The organism is Sodalis sp. (in: enterobacteria), from assembly GCF_047607725.1.
Taxonomy (GTDB): Bacteria; Pseudomonadota; Gammaproteobacteria; order Enterobacterales; family Enterobacteriaceae; genus JBLKSS01.
This window is the reverse complement of the sequence record NZ_JBLKSS010000125.1, coordinates 1-17,069: the sequence shown is the minus strand read 5'-3', so window position 1 is coordinate 17,069 and position 17,069 is coordinate 1. Positions and strand designations below refer to the sequence as shown.

General features: G+C 58.1%; 13 protein-coding genes and 1 pseudogene. All 14 read left to right on the top strand.

The window, feature by feature from the left end; all coding sequences use genetic code 11:
* The first annotated feature begins 89 nt into the window (after positions 1-89).
* Positions 90-1,286 (top strand): 1-deoxy-D-xylulose-5-phosphate reductoisomerase, encoded by a 1,197-nt coding sequence (gene ispC, locus ACMX3H_RS11290; protein WP_415210910.1) that lies wholly within the window; start codon positions 90-92, stop codon positions 1,284-1,286.
* A 195-nt stretch (positions 1,287-1,481) separates the two neighbouring features.
* On the top strand, positions 1,482-2,243 hold the full coding sequence (ispU, locus tag ACMX3H_RS11285) for a (2E,6E)-farnesyl-diphosphate-specific ditrans,polycis-undecaprenyl-diphosphate synthase (protein ID WP_415210923.1): 762 nt from the start codon (positions 1,482-1,484) through the stop codon (positions 2,241-2,243).
* A gap of 9 nt (positions 2,244-2,252) precedes the next feature.
* A complete protein-coding gene (cdsA, locus tag ACMX3H_RS11280; RefSeq protein WP_415210909.1) occupies positions 2,253-3,110 on the top strand; it encodes a phosphatidate cytidylyltransferase in 858 nt (285 codons plus the stop codon).
* Positions 3,111-3,129: 19 nt separating this feature from the next.
* Positions 3,130-4,485 (top strand): sigma E protease regulator RseP, encoded by a 1,356-nt coding sequence (rseP, locus tag ACMX3H_RS11275; RefSeq protein WP_415210908.1) that lies wholly within the window; start codon positions 3,130-3,132, stop codon positions 4,483-4,485.
* Between the two features lie 37 nt (positions 4,486-4,522).
* Positions 4,523-6,955 carry an outer membrane protein assembly factor BamA gene (gene bamA / locus ACMX3H_RS11270; RefSeq protein WP_415210907.1) on the top strand — a complete coding sequence of 811 codons (2,433 nt, stop codon included), beginning with the start codon at positions 4,523-4,525 and terminating at the stop codon, positions 6,953-6,955.
* A 136-nt stretch (positions 6,956-7,091) separates the two neighbouring features.
* On the top strand, positions 7,092-7,589 hold the full coding sequence (gene skp / locus ACMX3H_RS11265; RefSeq protein ID WP_415210906.1) for a molecular chaperone Skp: 498 nt from the start codon (positions 7,092-7,094) through the stop codon (positions 7,587-7,589).
* Between the two features lie 3 nt (positions 7,590-7,592).
* Positions 7,593-8,615, top strand: a complete 1,023-nt coding sequence (lpxD, locus tag ACMX3H_RS11260) for a UDP-3-O-(3-hydroxymyristoyl)glucosamine N-acyltransferase (protein WP_415210905.1) — start codon at positions 7,593-7,595, stop codon at positions 8,613-8,615.
* Positions 8,616-8,765: 150 nt separating this feature from the next.
* Positions 8,766-9,221: a 3-hydroxyacyl-ACP dehydratase FabZ gene (fabZ, locus tag ACMX3H_RS11255; protein ID WP_011411663.1), complete on the top strand. Its 456-nt coding sequence runs from the start codon at positions 8,766-8,768 to the stop codon at positions 9,219-9,221.
* A gap of 4 nt (positions 9,222-9,225) precedes the next feature.
* On the top strand, positions 9,226-10,014 hold the full coding sequence (lpxA, locus tag ACMX3H_RS11250; protein ID WP_415210904.1) for an acyl-ACP--UDP-N-acetylglucosamine O-acyltransferase: 789 nt from the start codon (positions 9,226-9,228) through the stop codon (positions 10,012-10,014).
* A gap of 2 nt (positions 10,015-10,016) precedes the next feature.
* On the top strand, positions 10,017-11,165 hold the full coding sequence (gene lpxB, locus ACMX3H_RS11245) for a lipid-A-disaccharide synthase (protein WP_415210903.1): 1,149 nt from the start codon (positions 10,017-10,019) through the stop codon (positions 11,163-11,165).
* A 26-nt stretch (positions 11,166-11,191) separates the two neighbouring features.
* Positions 11,192-11,788, top strand: a complete 597-nt coding sequence (gene rnhB, locus ACMX3H_RS11240) for a ribonuclease HII (protein WP_415210902.1) — start codon at positions 11,192-11,194, stop codon at positions 11,786-11,788.
* Positions 11,789-11,846: 58 nt separating this feature from the next.
* Entirely contained in the window at positions 11,847-15,329 is a 3,483-nt protein-coding gene (dnaE, locus tag ACMX3H_RS11235; protein WP_415210901.1) for a DNA polymerase III subunit alpha, read from the top strand.
* Positions 15,330-15,341: 12 nt separating this feature from the next.
* The gene (gene accA, locus ACMX3H_RS11230) at positions 15,342-16,301 is read left to right on the top strand and encodes an acetyl-CoA carboxylase carboxyl transferase subunit alpha (RefSeq protein WP_415210900.1); all 960 of its coding nucleotides are present in this window, start codon (positions 15,342-15,344) and stop codon (positions 16,299-16,301) included.
* Positions 16,302-16,497: 196 nt separating this feature from the next.
* Positions 16,498-16,923 (top strand): annotated as a pseudogene (locus tag ACMX3H_RS11225) (Orn/Lys/Arg decarboxylase N-terminal domain-containing protein); the annotation flags it as partial.
* Positions 16,924-17,069 lie beyond the last annotated feature (146 nt).

Below are 17,069 nucleotides of genomic sequence, written 5' to 3'. Positions count from 1 at the left end.
TTTTGTTTGAGCCGCCATAGACAAAACGGCGCCATCGTCTCAGACTAGATGTTTCCTTCATATTCCAACGCGGTATAAAAAGTAACTTCATGCGGCATTTGACGATTCTTGGCAGTACCGGCTCCATTGGCGCCAGTACGCTGGCGGTGGTAAAGCACAATCCCGACCAATTCACCGCGCGCGCGCTGGTGGCCGGTAACAACGTTGCCCTGATGACCGAGCAGTGTCTGGCCTTTCGTCCCGACTACGCCTGTATGGCGGACGCCGCCGCGGCGCGGGCGCTCACAGCCAACCTCAATGCGGCGGGTGCCGCCACCGCCGTGCTGTCGGGCGCGCAGGCCACATGCGAGCTGGCGGCGCTCGATGAGGTGGATACGGTCATGGCCGCGATTGTCGGCGCCGCTGGCCTGTCAGCGACGCTGGCGGCGCTGCGCGCCGGCAAGCGGGTATTGCTGGCCAATAAAGAGTCGCTAGTCACCTGCGGGCGGCTGTTCATGAACGAGGCGCGCCGCCATCACGCCCTATTGCTACCGGTGGACAGCGAACATAACGCGATTTTTCAGAGTTTACCTGAACCACTTCAGCGCGGGTTGGGTTACGCTTCCCTGATGGAACATGGCGTGTCGCGCATTATTTTGACCGGCTCCGGCGGCCCCTTTCGCCAGACATCGCTGGCCGAGCTGGGCATGATGACGCCGGAGCAGGCCTGCGCCCACCCCAATTGGTCGATGGGACGCAAAATATCGGTGGACTCCGCTACCATGATGAACAAGGGATTGGAATATATCGAAGCGCGCTGGTTGTTCAATGCCGCGGCCGAACAGATGGAAGTGCTGTTGCATCCCCAGTCCATCATCCACTCCATGGTACGCTATACCGACGGCAGCGTGCTGGCGCAATTGGGGTCGCCGGACATGCGTACGCCGATCGCACACGCCATGGCCTATCCCGAGCGGGTGCCGTCCGGCGTTGCGCCGCTGGATTTTTTACGCCTCGGCACGCTGAGCTTCGAGCAGCCGGATGCCGCCCGTTATCCCTGCCTGCAGCTGGCGGTCGACGCCAGCCAGTGCGGCCAAGCGGCGACCACCACGCTTAATGCCGCCAATGAAATCGCGGTGGCGGCGTTTTTGCGTGGCGATATCCGCTTTACCGATATTACCGCCGTCAATCGGCGGGTGCTGGAACAGAGCAATCTGCCCGAACCGGACAGCGTGGAAGCGGTGCTGACCATCGACGGTCAGGCGCGGGAAATGGCTCACCAAAGCGTCAGGTATTACGGGCGGTGACGCGACGATGCGCCGCGACGGCTGATTTGTTCGATGACCGGCAAAATGATATAGTCTGCGCCACTCATCCCGTCGATGAAGGCCAGCCGGGTAAAAACAGTTACAGGGCGTGTACGCACACGGCTTTTTTGCGCGTTCGGGGCCCTTCGTTCCGGTAAGACGGTGGTATTCTTAGTGAGGAAATACGTAAGCGTGATGTCGTCCGAAAATCAGCAAAAGCCAAAAGCGTTGCCTCCCTCCTCACCACGCCATGTGGCGATTATTATGGATGGTAACGGCCGCTGGGCGAAAAGCCGGGGGAAATTACGTATCTTCGGTCACCAAGCCGGCGTCAAGTCGGTCCGCCGCGCGGTAAGCTTTGCCGTCAGCCATCATTTCGACGCGTTGACGCTGTATGCGTTCAGCAGCGAAAACTGGAATCGCCCCAGCCAGGAAATTTCCGCGCTAATGGAGCTGTTCATGCGGGCGCTGGACAGCGAAGTGAAAAGCCTGCACAAGCATAACGTCCGGCTGCGTATTATCGGTGACACCTCGCGCTTCGGTATGCGGTTGCAGGAGCACATCCGCCGCTCCGAGGCGCTGACCTGTAATAATGACGGGTTGACCCTGAATATTGCCGCGAATTATGGTGGACGTTGGGATATCATTCAGGGGGTACGGCAACTCGCCGCTCGGGTGCAAGAGGGCATCCTGTGTCCCGACCAGATAGATGAGGACGCCTTATGCCAAGTGGTCTGCATGAACGAGCTGGCCCCGGTGGATCTGGTGATCCGCACCGGAGGGGAACATCGCATCAGTAATTTCTTGCTGTGGCAGATAGCATATGCAGAGCTGTTTTTTACCGACGTGTTATGGCCGGATTTTGACGACGCTGTTTTTGAAGGTGCGCTGAATGCTTTTGCTCAACGCGAGCGGCGCTTCGGTGGAACTACACCTAATGATGCCAACGCATCCTAGGGGGGATTTTTGCTGAAGTATCGCCTGATTACTGCTTTTGTCCTGATACCCATTGTTATCGCCGCACTGTTTTTGTTGCCGCCGGTTGGATTTGCCCTGGTTACCCTCGCAGTGTGTATGCTGAGCGCCTGGGAATGGGGGCAGCTTGCGGGACTGGCCTCCCGCAGTCAGCGCATCTGGTTTGCCATACTCTGCGGTCTGCTGCTGGCGCTGATGATGCTCACCGTACCGGCCTATCGGCCGTTCGTGACCGTCTGGCAGGCGCAATATGCCTTATGGGCCGCCCTGGCCTGGTGGCTGGCGGTGCTGTTGCTGGTATTGTGCTATCCCCGCTCCGCCACGCTTTGGCGCGAATCCCGGCTACTGCGGCTGGCGTTCGGTATCCTGACCATTTTTCCCTTTTTCTGGGGCATGCTTGCGCTGCGTCAGCACCATTATGATATTAACCACTTTACCGGTGCCTGGTGGCTATTGTATGTCATGTTGTTGGTCTGGGGCGCGGATTCCGGCGCCTACATGTTCGGGCGCGCGCGGGGCCGTCACAAGCTGGCACCGAAGGTCTCTCCCGGCAAAACCTGGGAAGGGCTGGTGGGCGGTCTGGTCACTTCCGCGCTGATAGCCTGGCTGTTCGGCAAATATGCGCCCCTTGACGCCGCACCGCTTACGCTGCTGATTTGCTCGGTTGTCGCGGCGCTGGCGTCGGTGCTGGGTGATTTAACCGAAAGTATGTTCAAACGGGAGGCCGGCATCAAGGACAGCGGCCATTTAATCCCCGGCCATGGCGGTATTTTAGATCGTATAGACAGTTTGACCGCCGCGGTGCCGGTGTTCGCCTGTCTGATGCTGCTGGTCTTTAACGCTATCTGAGTCGGGACTGGGAGCGCTTATGCTGCACTTTTTCTGGAGTCTTGCCGCGTTCATCGTCGCGCTGGGTGTATTGATCACGGTGCATGAGTTCGGTCATTTTTGGGTGGCCCGCCGCTGCGGCGTGACGGTGGAACGTTTTTCCATCGGCTTCGGGCGTGCGCTGTGGCGCCGGCGTGATAAACGCGGCACGGAATATGTTATCGCCGCCATTCCCCTGGGCGGCTATGTCAAAATGCTGGACGAGCGGGTAGGCACCGTCGCGCCCGAGCGTCGTCACGAAGCGTTCAACCATAAGACCGTCTGGCAGCGCGCCGCGATTATCGCCGCCGGGCCGGTGTTCAACTTCTTGTTCGCCATTTTCGCCTATTGGCTGGTGTTTCTAATAGGCGTGCCGAGCTACCGGCCGGTTATTGGCGAAGTCGCCCCCAAGTCTATCGCAGCGCAGGCCGAAATTTCTCCCGGTATGGAACTTAAGTCGGTTGACGGTATCGAAACGCCTGACTGGGATTCAGTTCGCCTGCAGCTTATCGATAAGATTGGCGACGGCGAAACCACCCTTGGCGTCGCGCCGTTCGGCGCCGCGCAGGGCGAGCGGAAAACGCTGGATTTGCGCGGCTGGCAATTCGAGCTGAACAAGCAAGACGCCATTGTTGCACTGGGCATTATTCCCCTCGGTCCGCGCATTGAGCCGGTGCTTGCCGAAGTCCAGCAGGGGTCGGCCGCGATGAAAGCCGGTTTGCAAGCCGGCGACAGGATCGTTAAAGTCGATGGTCAGCCGGTCGCCGCATGGCAGCTGTTTGTGACCCAGGTACGCGATAACCCCGGTCGGCCGCTGCGGGTAGGCATTGAACGGCAGGGCAGCTCACTGGATATCACCCTGCGACCCGACAGCAAGCCGGTGGGCAAAGGGGAAGTGGAAGGTTTCGCGGGCGTCGTGCCGAAGATCATCCCGCTGCCGGCAGAATACAAAACCGTGCGGCAGTACGGTCCGCTCCCGGCCCTGGCCCAGGCCGGCGAAAAAACCTGGCAGCTGATGCGGCTTACGGTCAGTATGTTAGGCAAATTGGTAACCGGAGATGTTAAGCTGAACAATCTTAGCGGGCCGATTTCTATCGCCCAGGGCGCAGGAATGTCAGCGGAATACGGTTTGATTTATTACCTGATGTTTCTGGCGCTGATAAGCGTCAATTTAGGGATTATCAATCTGTTCCCGTTACCGGTGTTAGATGGTGGCCATTTGCTCTTCCTGGCGATAGAAAAGCTCAAGGGAGGGCCGGTGTCCGAACGAGTGCAGGACTTTAGTTACCGTATCGGCTCGATTTTGCTGGTGCTGCTAATGGGTCTGGCCCTTTTCAATGATTTCTCCAGGCTATGATAGCCTGAGATTATGTTAGGAAGAACGCATAACCACGATGGCGATGAAAAAGTTGCTCATAGCGTCGCTGCTTCTTAGCAGCGCCACCGTATACGGTGCAGACGGGTTCGTAGTGAAGGACATTCATTTCGAAGGACTGCAACGGGTCGCCGTCGGTGCGGCGTTACTCAGTATGCCGATCCGTGTCGGCGACACGGCGACCGATGAAGATATCGGCAATACTATCCGCGCTCTTTTCGCTACCGGAAACTTTGAGGATGTCCGGGTGCTGCGTGACGGAGATTCATTGGTCGTACAGGTCAAGGAGCGCCCGACCATTGCCAGCATTACCTTCTCCGGCAACAAAGCGGTGAAGGAGGAGATGCTCAAGCAAAACCTGGATGCCCAAGGCGTCCGGGTCGGCGAGGCCCTTGACCGCACCACTATTTCCAATATTGAAAAGGGGCTCGAGGACTTCTACTACAGCGCCGGCAAATACAGCGCCACGGTGAAGGCGGTGGTCACGCCGCTGCCGCGCAACCGCGTCGATCTGAAGCTGGTGTTTACCGAAGGCGTCTCGGCCAAAATTCAGCAAATCAATATTGTCGACAACCATGCTTTCACCACCGATGAGCTGATTTCACGCTTCCAGCTGCGCGATGAAGTGCCGTGGTGGAACGTGGTGGGCGATCGCAAATACCAAAAACAAAACCTGGCCGGGGATCTTGAAACCCTGCGCAGCTTTTATCTCGATCGCGGTTATGCCCGCTTCAATATCGATTCCACGCAGGTCAGCCTGACGCCGGACAAAAAGGGCATCTACATCACCCTGAACATCACCGAAGGCGCACAATACAAGCTGTCCGGCACGGTGGTCAACGGCAACATGGCCGGCCACTCCGCCGAAATCGAGCAGTTGGCCAAGGTGCAGCCGGGCGAACTGTACAACGGCGCCAAGGTCACCAAGATGGAGAACGACATCAAGCAATTGCTGGGTCGTTACGGCTATGCCTATCCGCGCGTGGCGACGCCGCCGGAAATTAACGACGCGGACAAAACGGTCAAGCTGCACGTCAGCGTCGACGCGGGCAACCGGTTCTACGTGCGCCAGGTACGCTTTGAAGGCAACGATATCACCAAGGACTCCGTGCTGCGCCGTGAAATGCGCCAGATGGAAGGCGCTTGGCTCGGCAGCAATCTGGTCGATCAGGGTAAAGAGCGCCTCAATCGTCTGGGCTACTTTGAAACCATGGATACCGAAACCCAGCGCGTGCCCGGTTCGCCTTCGCCGGACCAGGTAGACGTGGTCTACAAGGTGAAGGAGCGCAACACCGGCAGCATCAACGTCGGCGTCGGCTTCGGGACCGAGAGCGGCGTCAGCTTCCAGTTCGGTATCCAGCAGGATAACTGGCTGGGGACCGGTAACTCCGTCGGCTTTAGCGGTACCAAGAACGACTACCAGACCTATGCCGAGCTGTCGATGACCGATCCCTACTTTACGGTGGATGGCGTCAGCCTGGGCGGCAAGATCTTCTACAATGATTTTAACGCTGATGACGCGGATTTGTCGGACTACGACCTGCGCAGCTACGGCGTGGGCACCACGCTGGGCTTCCCCATTAGCGAAAACCATTCGCTGAATTTCGGCCTGGACTACGTGCATGACGATCTGACCAATATGGAGCCGCAGGTCACAATGTGGCGCTATCTGAACAGCGTCGGCATCAATCCCAAGGTGGTCACCACGGATAAGGCGGACAGCGACGCCGATTTCAGCGCCGATGACTTCTTCTTCTCGATGGGCTGGAGCTACAACAATCTGGACCGCGGTTATTTCCCCACCGCCGGTTCTCGCGCCAGCCTGACCGGTAAGGTGACGGTGCCTGGTTCCGATAACGAATATTACAAAATCACCTTCGACGCCAGCCACTACATCCCGCTTAGCGAAAGCGGCAACTGGGTGCTGATGGGCCGGGCGCGCGCCGGCTACGCCGACGGGCTGGGCGGCAAGGATGTGCCGTTCTACGACAACTTCTATGCCGGTGGTTCCAACACCGTGCGCGGTTTCCGTTCCAATACCATTGGTCCGAAAGCGGCGTATTATAAGTGCAATAGAGGCAATACCCGCTATAGTGATTGTCCGGTAGACAACTCCAGCGACGCCGTGGGCGGCAACGCGATGGCCATCGCCAGCGCCGAGCTTATTGTACCGACGCCGTTCTTGAGCGAAAAATATGCCAACTCGGTGCGCACCTCGCTGTTTGTCGATGGCGGCACCGTTTGGGACACCGACTGGCAAAATACCAGCGCGACCCGCGCCGCCGGTATTCCGGACTACAGCGATCCGGGCAATATCCGTATTTCCAGCGGTATCGCCCTGCAGTGGATGTCGCCGCTGGGGCCGCTGGTGTTCTCTTATGCGCAGCCGGTCAAGAAATACGACGGCGACAAGTCAGAGCAGTTCCAGCTTAATATCGGTAAAACGTGGTAATATTACACGGGATGATGTGCAGGCAAGGAGCAGGGCGACAGAGGCATTGACGTAAGATGTTGCGTGAAAAGCAGGTTTACACTGTCGCCTGGCTTTACAATGAAGCAAAACACAATGAGTGGTTAAGGAGTTTATAGTGAAAAAGTGGTTATATGCCGCGGGCCTGGGTTTAGCACTAGCTACCTCCACCGTCGCGCAAGCTGCCGATAAAATTGCTGTGGTTAACGTCTCCAGCATTTTCCAGCAGTCGCAGCAGCGTGCCGTGGTCACTAAACAGCTCGAAAATGAATTCAAGGGCCGCGCCACCGAACTTCAGTCTATGGAACGTGACCTACAGACCAAGATGCAGCGTCTGCAGCGTGACGGCTCCACCATGAAAGCCAGCGAGCGTAGCTCTCTGGAGAAATCGGTGAGGGCGCAGCGCGAAACCTTCTCCACCAAAGCGCAGGCGTTCGAGCAGGACAACCGTCGTCGCCAGACGGAAGAACGTAACAAAATTCTGAGCCGTATTCAGGACGCGGTGAAGAGCGTTGCCACCAAAGAAGGCTATGATGTCGTTATCGATGCTAACGCCGTCGCTTATGCCAGCAACGCCAAAGACATTACCGCTGACGTTCTGAAACAGGTCAAATAAGTTATGTCTTCAATTCGACTGGCTGATTTAGCACAGCAGTTGGATGCACAATTGCACGGTGATGGCGAGATCGTCATCACCGGCATTGCCTCCATGAACAGCGCGCAAGCGGGCCAGATTACGTTTCTCTCGGACAGCCGCTTTCGTGAAAAACTCTCTTCCTGTCAGGCGTCGGCGGTGGTGCTCACCGAAGACAGTCTGCCTTTCTGCACCGGCGCCGCGCTGGCGGTTAGTAATCCTTACCTGACTTACGCCCGTATGGCGCAGCTGATGGACACCACGCCGAAGCCTGCCGAGGATATCGGCGCGGGCGCGGTCATTGCGCCTGACGCGACCCTGGGACAGCGGGTGGCGGTGGGCGCTAACGCCGTGGTGGAATCCGGCGTGGTGCTGGGGGATGACGTGATAATCGGCCCTGGCTGTTTTGTCGGCAAGAACACCCGCATTGGCGCCGGCACGTGCTTATGGGCCAACGTCACCGTCTATCACGACATTGTCATCGGCGAGCGTTGCCTGATCCAATCCGGTACCGTCATTGGCGCCGATGGTTTCGGCTATGCCAACGATCGTGGCAATTGGATCAAAATCCCGCAGCTGGGCCGCGTCATCATCGGCGATCGGGTTGAAATCGGCGCCTGCACCACCATCGATCGCGGCGCGCTGGACGATACCACCATCGGCAACGGCGTGATTATCGATAATCAGTGCCAGATTGCACATAACGTGATTATTGGTGACAATACCGCGGTCGCCGGCGGCGTTATTATGGCGGGCAGTCTGACCATCGGCCGCTATTGCATGATTGGCGGCGCGAGCGTCATTAATGGCCATATGGCCATTTGCGATAAAGTCACGGTGACCGGCATGGGCATGGTTATGCGTCCGATAACCGAACCCGGCGTATACTCATCCGGGATCCCGCTACAGCCGAATAAAGAGTGGCGTAAAACCGCCGCGTTAGTCATGAATATTAGCGATATGAGCAAGCGGATGAAAGCCATCGAGCGAAAATTAGCAAAAAACTAATCGCTCCCGCCCCTTATAGAGGATAATGCGCGTCGAGGCTCCGTTGCCCGGCGAGCCATTATTATATTCGCGGCCTGCTTGTTTTGTCCTGCCGGGATTAAAGCAGGCCGTGTTGTTAATGCCACGTTTTTTAAAGACAGGAAGAGTATTTTGACTACTGACACTCATACTCTGCATATTGAAGAGATATTAGAATTGTTGCCCCACCGGTTTCCGTTTCTGCTGGTGGACCGCGTGTTGGATTTCGAGAAAGGGAAGTTTCTGCGGGCGGTAAAGAATGTTTCCTTCAATGAACCGTTTTTCCAGGGTCATTTCCCGGGCAAACCGATTTTTCCCGGGGTGTTGATCCTGGAAGCCATGGCCCAGGCTACGGGCATTCTGGCGTTCAAGAGCGCGGGTAAGCTGGCGCCGGGTGAACTCTATTATTTCGCCGCCATCGATGAAGCGCGTTTTAAGCGTCCGGTGCAGCCGGGCGATCAGATGATCCTCGAAGTTGAATTCATCAAAGAGCGTCGCGGCGTCGCGCGCTTCAAAGGTGTTGCCAAAGTTGATGGCGAAGTGGCTTGCGAAGCGTCGATGATGTGCGCCCGTCGCCGGGAGGCCTGAATACGTGATTGATCAATCCGCCTTTATACATCCCAGCGCCATCGTGGAAGAGGGCGTTATTATCCATGCCGGCGCGCATGTCGGTCCGTTCTGCGTTATCGGGCCGCAAGTCGAAATCGGCGCGCGTACGGTGCTTAAGTCCCACGTGGTGGTGACCGGCATTACCCGCATCGGTGAAGATAACCAGATTTATCCGTTCGCCTCCCTTGGCGACGTCAATCAGGATCTGAAGTATGCCGGGGAGCCGACGCGGGTCGAAATCGGGCACCGTAACCGGATTCGGGAAAGCGTGACCATTCATCGTGGCACGATACAAGGCGGAGAAGTGACTCGGGTTGGCAGCGACAATTTGCTGATGGTGAATGCCCATGTCGCCCACGACTGCACGGTGGGCGACCGCTGCATCATGGCCAATAATGCCACGCTCGGCGGCCATGTGGCGGTGGACGATTACGCCATTATCGGCGGCATGACCGCGGTGCATCAGTTCTGTGTCATTGGCGCCCACGTCATGGTCGGCGGCTGTTCCGGCGTTGCCCAGGATGTGCCGCCTTTCGTTATCGCCCAGGGCAATCACGCCACACCATTCGGCCCGAACATAGAAGGGTTGAAGCGCCGCGGTTTCGATCGCGCCGCGCTTCACGCGATACGCGCCGCCTATAAAATTATTTACCGCAGCGGCAAAACCCTCGACGAAGCCAAATCGGAGCTGGAAGCGCTGGCGCAGGAGCATCAGGTGGTAAATACCTTCCTGGACTTCCTGTCACGCTCGCAGCGCGGTATTATCCGCTGATTATGTCGGCACGTCCCATTACCATCGGTCTGGTAGCCGGAGAGACCTCCGGCGATATTCTCGGCGCCGGGCTGATACGCGCGCTGCGCGGCCATTTACCGCAGGTCCGCTTTGTCGGCGTCGCCGGTCCGTGTATGCAGGCGGAAGGGATGGAAGCCTGGTATGACATGGAAGAACTGGCGGTGATGGGTATCGTCGAGGTGCTTGAGCGCCTGCCGCGGCTGTTGCGCATCCGCCGAGACCTGACCCGCCGCTTCGCCACGTTGCGGCCTGACGTTTTTGTCGGTATCGACGCGCCGGATTTTACGATTACGTTGGAAGGCCGCCTCAAGCGGCGCGGCATCCGCACTATTCATTACGTTAGCCCTTCGGTCTGGGCCTGGCGGCAAAAGCGGGTGTTCAAAATCGGCCGCGCCACGGATAATGTGTTGGCTTTCCTGCCGTTTGAAAAGGCGTTTTACGACCGCCACAATGTCCCCTGCCAGTTTATCGGCCATACGCTGGCGGACGCCATGCCTCTCGATCCGGATAAAGCCGCCGCGCGGCAGGAATTGGGCATTCCCGCCGCCGCGCGCTGTCTGGCGCTGCTGCCGGGCAGCCGCCAAAGCGAGGTGGCGATGCTGAGCGCGGACTTTCTGCGGGCCGCCGAGCGGGTAAGCCAGCGTTTCTCTGGGCTGGAGATTGTCGTGCCGTTGGTGAATCCGGCCCGGCGGGCACAGTTTGTGCACATCAAGGCAGAGGTGGCGCCGGCGTTGTCGGTCAGGCTTCTGGACAATCAGGCCCGTCAGGCGATGATTACCGCTGATGCCGCCCTGTTGACCTCCGGCACCGCGTCGCTTGAGTGTATGCTGGCGAAGTGCCCTATGGTGGTGGGTTACCGCATGAAGCCGATGACGTTCGCGCTGGCGCGGCAGCTGGTGAAAACCCCGTGGGTATCGCTGCCCAATTTGCTGGCCGGACGTGAGCTGGTCAAGGAATTATTGCAGGAGGCGTGCCGGCCGGACGCGCTGGCGACGGCCGTCATCGAGCTGCTCGACGATGATGACCAGCGCGCGGCACTACTGGCCACGTTCCGCAAATTGCATCAGCAGATTCGCTGCAACGCCGATGAACAGGCGGCGCGCGCGGTGCTGGCGCTGATTAACCGATAATACTCTTGCAGGTTAGTGATATACGCATGACGGAACCTTTTATCTATCCTGCGGCGACGCTTATCGCCGGCGTCGACGAAGTCGGACGCGGGCCTTTGGTGGGCGCGGTGGTGACCGCCGCCGTTATCCTGGATCCCGCCCGGCCGGTGACGGGGCTGGCGGACTCGAAAAAGCTAAGTGAAAAGCGGCGCGAGGCGCTGTATGAGGACATCACCCGCTGCGCGCTGACCTGGAGCGTGGGCCGTGCCGAAGCCTATGAAATTGACCAGATCAATATTTTCCAGGCCACGCTGCTGGCGATGCAGCGGGCTGTCGCGGGTCTGGCCGTCGCGCCGGATTTTGTTCTTGTGGACGGCAACCGCTGCCCCCTGCTGCCAATGCCTTCGCAGGCGGTAGTGAAAGGCGATAGCCGGGTGGCCGAAATCAGCGCCGCCTCTATCATTGCCAAAGTGACCCGCGACCGGGAGATGGCCGCGCTGCACCTGCAGTTCCCCGAATATGGATTCGCCCAGCATAAGGGGTATCCCACCGCTTTTCATCTGGAAAAGCTGGCGCTGCATGGGGCGACCGTGCATCATCGACGAAGCTTTGCTCCGGTCCGGCGGTTGCTGGAGCCGGCATGAACCTGTCATTGTCGCGCGGCGCGATCGTCGCGCCAACACTTCACATCGGGTAGCATTTATGGCCGAACCACGTTTTATTCACCTGCGCGTACACAGCGACTACTCCATGATCGATGGGCTGGTCAAAGTCGGCCCGTTGGTAAAAAAAGCCGCGGCCCTGCATATGCCGGCGCTGGCCATCACGGATTTCACCAATTTATGCGGGCTGGTTAAATTTTACGGCAGCGCCCATGGCGCCGGCATCAAACCGATTATTGGCGCGGATTTTTTTGTGCAAAGCGAGATGCTGGGCGACGAACTGGCGGAATTGACCATTCTGGCGGCCAATAATGTGGGCTACCAGCATTTGACCCTGCTGATTTCGGACGCCTATAAGCGCGGATACGGCGCCGCCGGGCCGGTTATCGATCGCGACTGGCTGATTGAGCATAACGAGGGATTGATTCTGCTCTCCGGGGCGCGCAAAGGGGATGTCGGCAAATACCTGATGCGCGGCAATATGCTCCAGGTGGAACAGTGCCTGGCGTTCTACGAGCGCTATTTCCCGGACCGCTACTATCTGGAGCTTATCCGCACCGGCCGGGCGGACGAAGAAAGCTACCTGCACGCCGCGGTGGAGCTGGCGGCGCATCGAGGCCTACCGGTAGTGGCCACCAATGACGTGCGTTTTACCAGCGCAGACGATTTCGACGCCCATGAAATCCGGGTGGCGATTCATGACGGCTTTCCCCTCGATGACGCCAAACGGCCGCGCAATTATAGCCCGCAGCAGTATATGCGCAGCGAGGAGGAGATGTGCGAGCTGTTCGCTGATCTGCCGGAAGCGCTGGCCAACAGCGTGGAAATCGCCCGGCGCTGCAACGTCACCATCCGCCTCGGGGAATATTTCCTGCCGCAGTTTCCGACCGGCGAAATGTCCACCGAGGATTATCTGGTCAAATGCGCGCGCGAAGGCCTGGAGGAACGGCTAGCATTCCTGTTTCCCGATGTCGATAGGCGGCGTGAGCAGCGCCCGGCCTACGACGAACGTCTGGACATCGAGCTGCAGGTGATAAACCAGATGGGGTTCCCGGGTTACTTCCTGATAGTGATGGAGTTTATCCAGTGGTCGAAGGATAACGGCGTACCGGTCGGGCCGGGCCGCGGATCCGGCGCGGGCTCGCTGGTGGCCTATGCGCTGAAAATCACCGATCTTGACCCGCTGGCGTTCGATCTGCTGTTTGAACGTTTCCTGAACCCGGAACGCGTATCGATGCCGGACTTCGACGTCGACTTCTGCATGGAGAAGCGCGATCTGGTGATTGACCACGTGGCCGAGACCTACGGCCGCGACGCGGTTTCGCAAATTATCACCTTCGGTACCATGGCGGCCAAAGCGGTCATCCGCGACGTCGGCCGGGTGCTGGGCCATCCTTACGGCTTTGTGGATCGCATCTCCAAGCTGGTGCCGCCCGATCCCGGCATGACGCTGGAAAAAGCCTTCGTCGCGGAGCCGCAATTACAGGCTATCTATGACGCCGACGAAGAGGTCAAGGCGCTGATTGATATGGCGCGCAAGCTCGAAGGTGTAACGCGCAATGCCGGCAAACACGCCGGGGGCGTGGTGATCGCGCCCACCAAAATTACCGATTTCGCGCCGCTTTATTGCGATGCCGAAGGCAACCATCCTGTTACCCAGTTCGATAAAAACGATGTGGAGTACGTCGGCCTGGTGAAGTTTGACTTCCTCGGCCTGCGCACGCTGACCATCATCAATTGGGCGCTGGAAATGATCAACGCCCGACGCGCCCGTCAGGGTTTGGAGCCCATCGATATCGCGGCTATCCCGCTGGAGGATAAGAAAAGCTTCGATATGCTGCAGCGTTCCGAAACCACTGCGGTATTCCAGCTGGAATCGCGTGGCATGAAGGATCTGATAAAGCGCCTGCAGCCCGACTGTTTCGAGGACATGATCGCGCTGGTGGCGCTGTTCCGGCCCGGCCCGCTGCAATCGGGCATGGTGGACAACTTTATCGACCGCAAGCACGGCCGTGAAGCCATCTCTTACCCCGATATCGAGTGGCAGCACCCCTCGCTGCAACCCGTGCTGAAGCCGACTTACGGCATCATCCTTTACCAGGAGCAGGTGATGCAGATAGCCCAGGTGCTGGCGGGTTATACCCTGGGCGGCGCGGATATGCTGCGCCGCGCGATGGGGAAAAAAAAGCCGGAGGAGATGGCCAAACAGCGCTCGGTATTCAAAGTCGGCGCGGAAAGTATCGGCGTCGACGGCGAATTGTCGATGAAGATCTTTGATCTGGTGGAGAAATTCGCCGGCTACGGCTTCAACAAATCCCACTCCGCCGCCTATGCGCTGGTGTCGTATCAGACGCTGTGGTTGAAAGCTCATTATCCCGCCGAGTTCATGGCGGCGGTAATGACCGCCGATATGGACAACACCGAAAAGGTCGTGGGGCTGGTTGACGAATGTTTGCGCATGGGCCTGAAAGTCCTGCCGCCGGATATCAATAGCGGCCAGTACCATTTTCACGTCAATGAAGAGGGCGAGATAGTCTACGGCATCGGCGCCATCAAAGGCGTGGGGGAAGGGCCTATCGAAGCGATCATCGAGGCGCGCAATCAGGACGGTCATTTCCGTGAACTGTTTGATCTGTGCGCGCGCACCGATATCAAAAAACTCAATCGCCGCGTGCTGGAAAAGCTGATTATGTCCGGCGCTTTCGACCGCCTGGGGCCGCACCGCGCCGCGCTGATGAATTCTCTCGGCGACGCGCTCAAGGCCGCCGATCAGCATGCCAAAGCCGAGGCCATTGGTCAGGGCGATATGTTCGGCGTGCTTGCGGAGGAGCCGGAAGCGGTGGAAGCCTCCTACAGTACCGTGGCGCCATGGCCGGAGCAGGTGGTGCTGGACGGCGAACGTGAAACGCTCGGCCTGTACTTGACCGGGCATCCCATCACCCAATATCTGCGCGAGATTGAACGCTATGCCGGCGGGGTGCGCCTGAAGGATATGCACCCCACCGAGCGCGGCAAAATGGTGACCACGGTGGGGCTGGTGCTGTCCGCGCGGGTGATGGTCACCAAGCGGGGCAACCGGATCGGCGTTTGTACGCTAGACGATCGTTCCGGCCGGCTGGACGTTATGCTGTTCACGGATGCACTGGAAAAATACCAGCATTTACTGGAAAAAGACCGTATCCTTATCGCTCAGGGACAGGTCAGCTTTGATGATTTCAACGGTGGACTGAAGATGACCGCCCGCGAATTGATGGATATTAGCGAAGCACGTGAAAAATATGCGCGCGGGCTTGCTATCTCGCTGACCGACAGGCAAATTGATGACCAGCTTTTAAACCGTCTCCGTTTATCGTTGGAACCGCATCGATCGGGGACGATTCCAGTGCATCTTTATTATCAACGGCAAGATGCGCGCGCGCGGCTGCGCTTTGGGGCAACCTGGCGGGTGACGCCGACTGACCGTTTACTGAATGACTTGCGAACACTTGTGGGAAATGAACAGGTGGAACTGGAATTTGACTAATATAGGAATACTATGAGTCAGAATTTTCTTGATTTTGAACAGCCGATTGCAGAGCTGGAAGCGAAAATTGACTCGCTGACCACAGTCAGCCGTCAAGACGAAAAATTAGATATTAATCTGGATGAAGAGGTACAGCGCCTGCGTGAAAAAAGCGTGGAGCTGACGCGGAAAATTTTCTCCGATCTGGGCGCCTGGCAAATCGCCCAGCTGGCGCGACATCCGATGCGTCCCTATACGCTGGATTATGTGCGACATATCTTCACCGATTTTGACGAATTGGCGGGCGATCGCGCCTATGCCGATGATAAAGCCATCGTCGGCGGCATCGCGCGTCTGGATTCGCGGCCAGTCATGATCATCGGCCACCAGAAAGGGCGGGAAACGAAAGAGAAAATCCGCCGCAACTTCGGGATGCCGGCGCCGGAAGGTTACCGCAAGGCGCTGCGGCTGATGGAGATGGCGGATCGGTTCAATCTGCCGCTGCTTACCTTCATCGATACGCCGGGCGCCTACCCGGGTGTCGGCGCCGAAGAGCGCGGCCAGTCCGAGGCTATCGCGAAAAACCTGCGCGAAGTGTCGGGCCTGCGGGTTCCGGTGATCTGCACCGTGATAGGCGAGGGCGGCTCCGGCGGCGCGCTGGCGATTGGCGTGGGCGACAAGGTCAACATGTTGCAGTACAGCACCTATTCGGTGATCTCCCCGGAAGGCTGCGCCTCTATTTTGTGGAAAAGCGCGGACAAAGCGCCCATCGCCGCCGAAGCGATGGGCATTATTGCCTCGCGCCTGAAAGAGCTGGAGCTTATCGACAGCATCGTGCCGGAGCCGCTGGGCGGCGCCCATCGCGACGTGCCGACCATTGCCGCCGCGCTGAAAACGCAACTGCTGGACGATTTGGCCGAGCTTGACGGTCTCAACGAGGAAGAGTTGCTCAACCGCCGTTATCACCGTCTGATGAACTATGGCTATTGCTGAGTGACCGACGCCTGACGCCGGCGCTCGTTGCCCGGGCCAGACCGGCGATGTCTCACACCCCGCATGTTCGCGCCTGCGAGATGTTTTTTTTGCGGCCGGCGATGTGCTTTGGCGGCGCCCGGCCAGCCGCAATGCCGGCTATGCTTAACGTTCGGCCGAAATAACTGAGCGAAGGACCCACGATAGGATGCGTTGAATGAACATCATTGCAATACTTTTGCCGGAACATGTGTTTTATAAAGCCGAACCGGTGCGGGAGCTGGCACAGGCGCTGACCGATCAGGGCTATCACATTGTCTATCCCACCGGCAGCTAGGATTTATTGGCCTTACTTGAGCAAAACCCGAGCATTGCAGGCATTATTTTCGACTGGGAACAGTACGGCATGGATCTCTACCTGGCCATTAACGAGATCAACGAGTATCTGCCGCTGTATGCGTTTATCAGCACCCATTCGGTGCTAGACGTCAGCGCCAATGAGATACGCATGGCGCTCTATTTTTTTGAATATGGCTTAAACGCCGCCACCGATATTAGCCAGCGTATCCGGCAATATACCGCTGAATATATTGATGCCATCATGCCGCCTTTGACCAAGGCGCTGTTTCATTATGTGGAAGATGTTGGTTCCGGTCACGTCCGATCACTGATTCCGATTTCACCCGATCACTGATTCCGGTCGCCCGATCAGCGATTCCGATTCTGTCCGATCGCTCATCTTCTGTTCCGCCATACTCTGGAGACTTTTAGCTTCCGGGGGTATGGCAT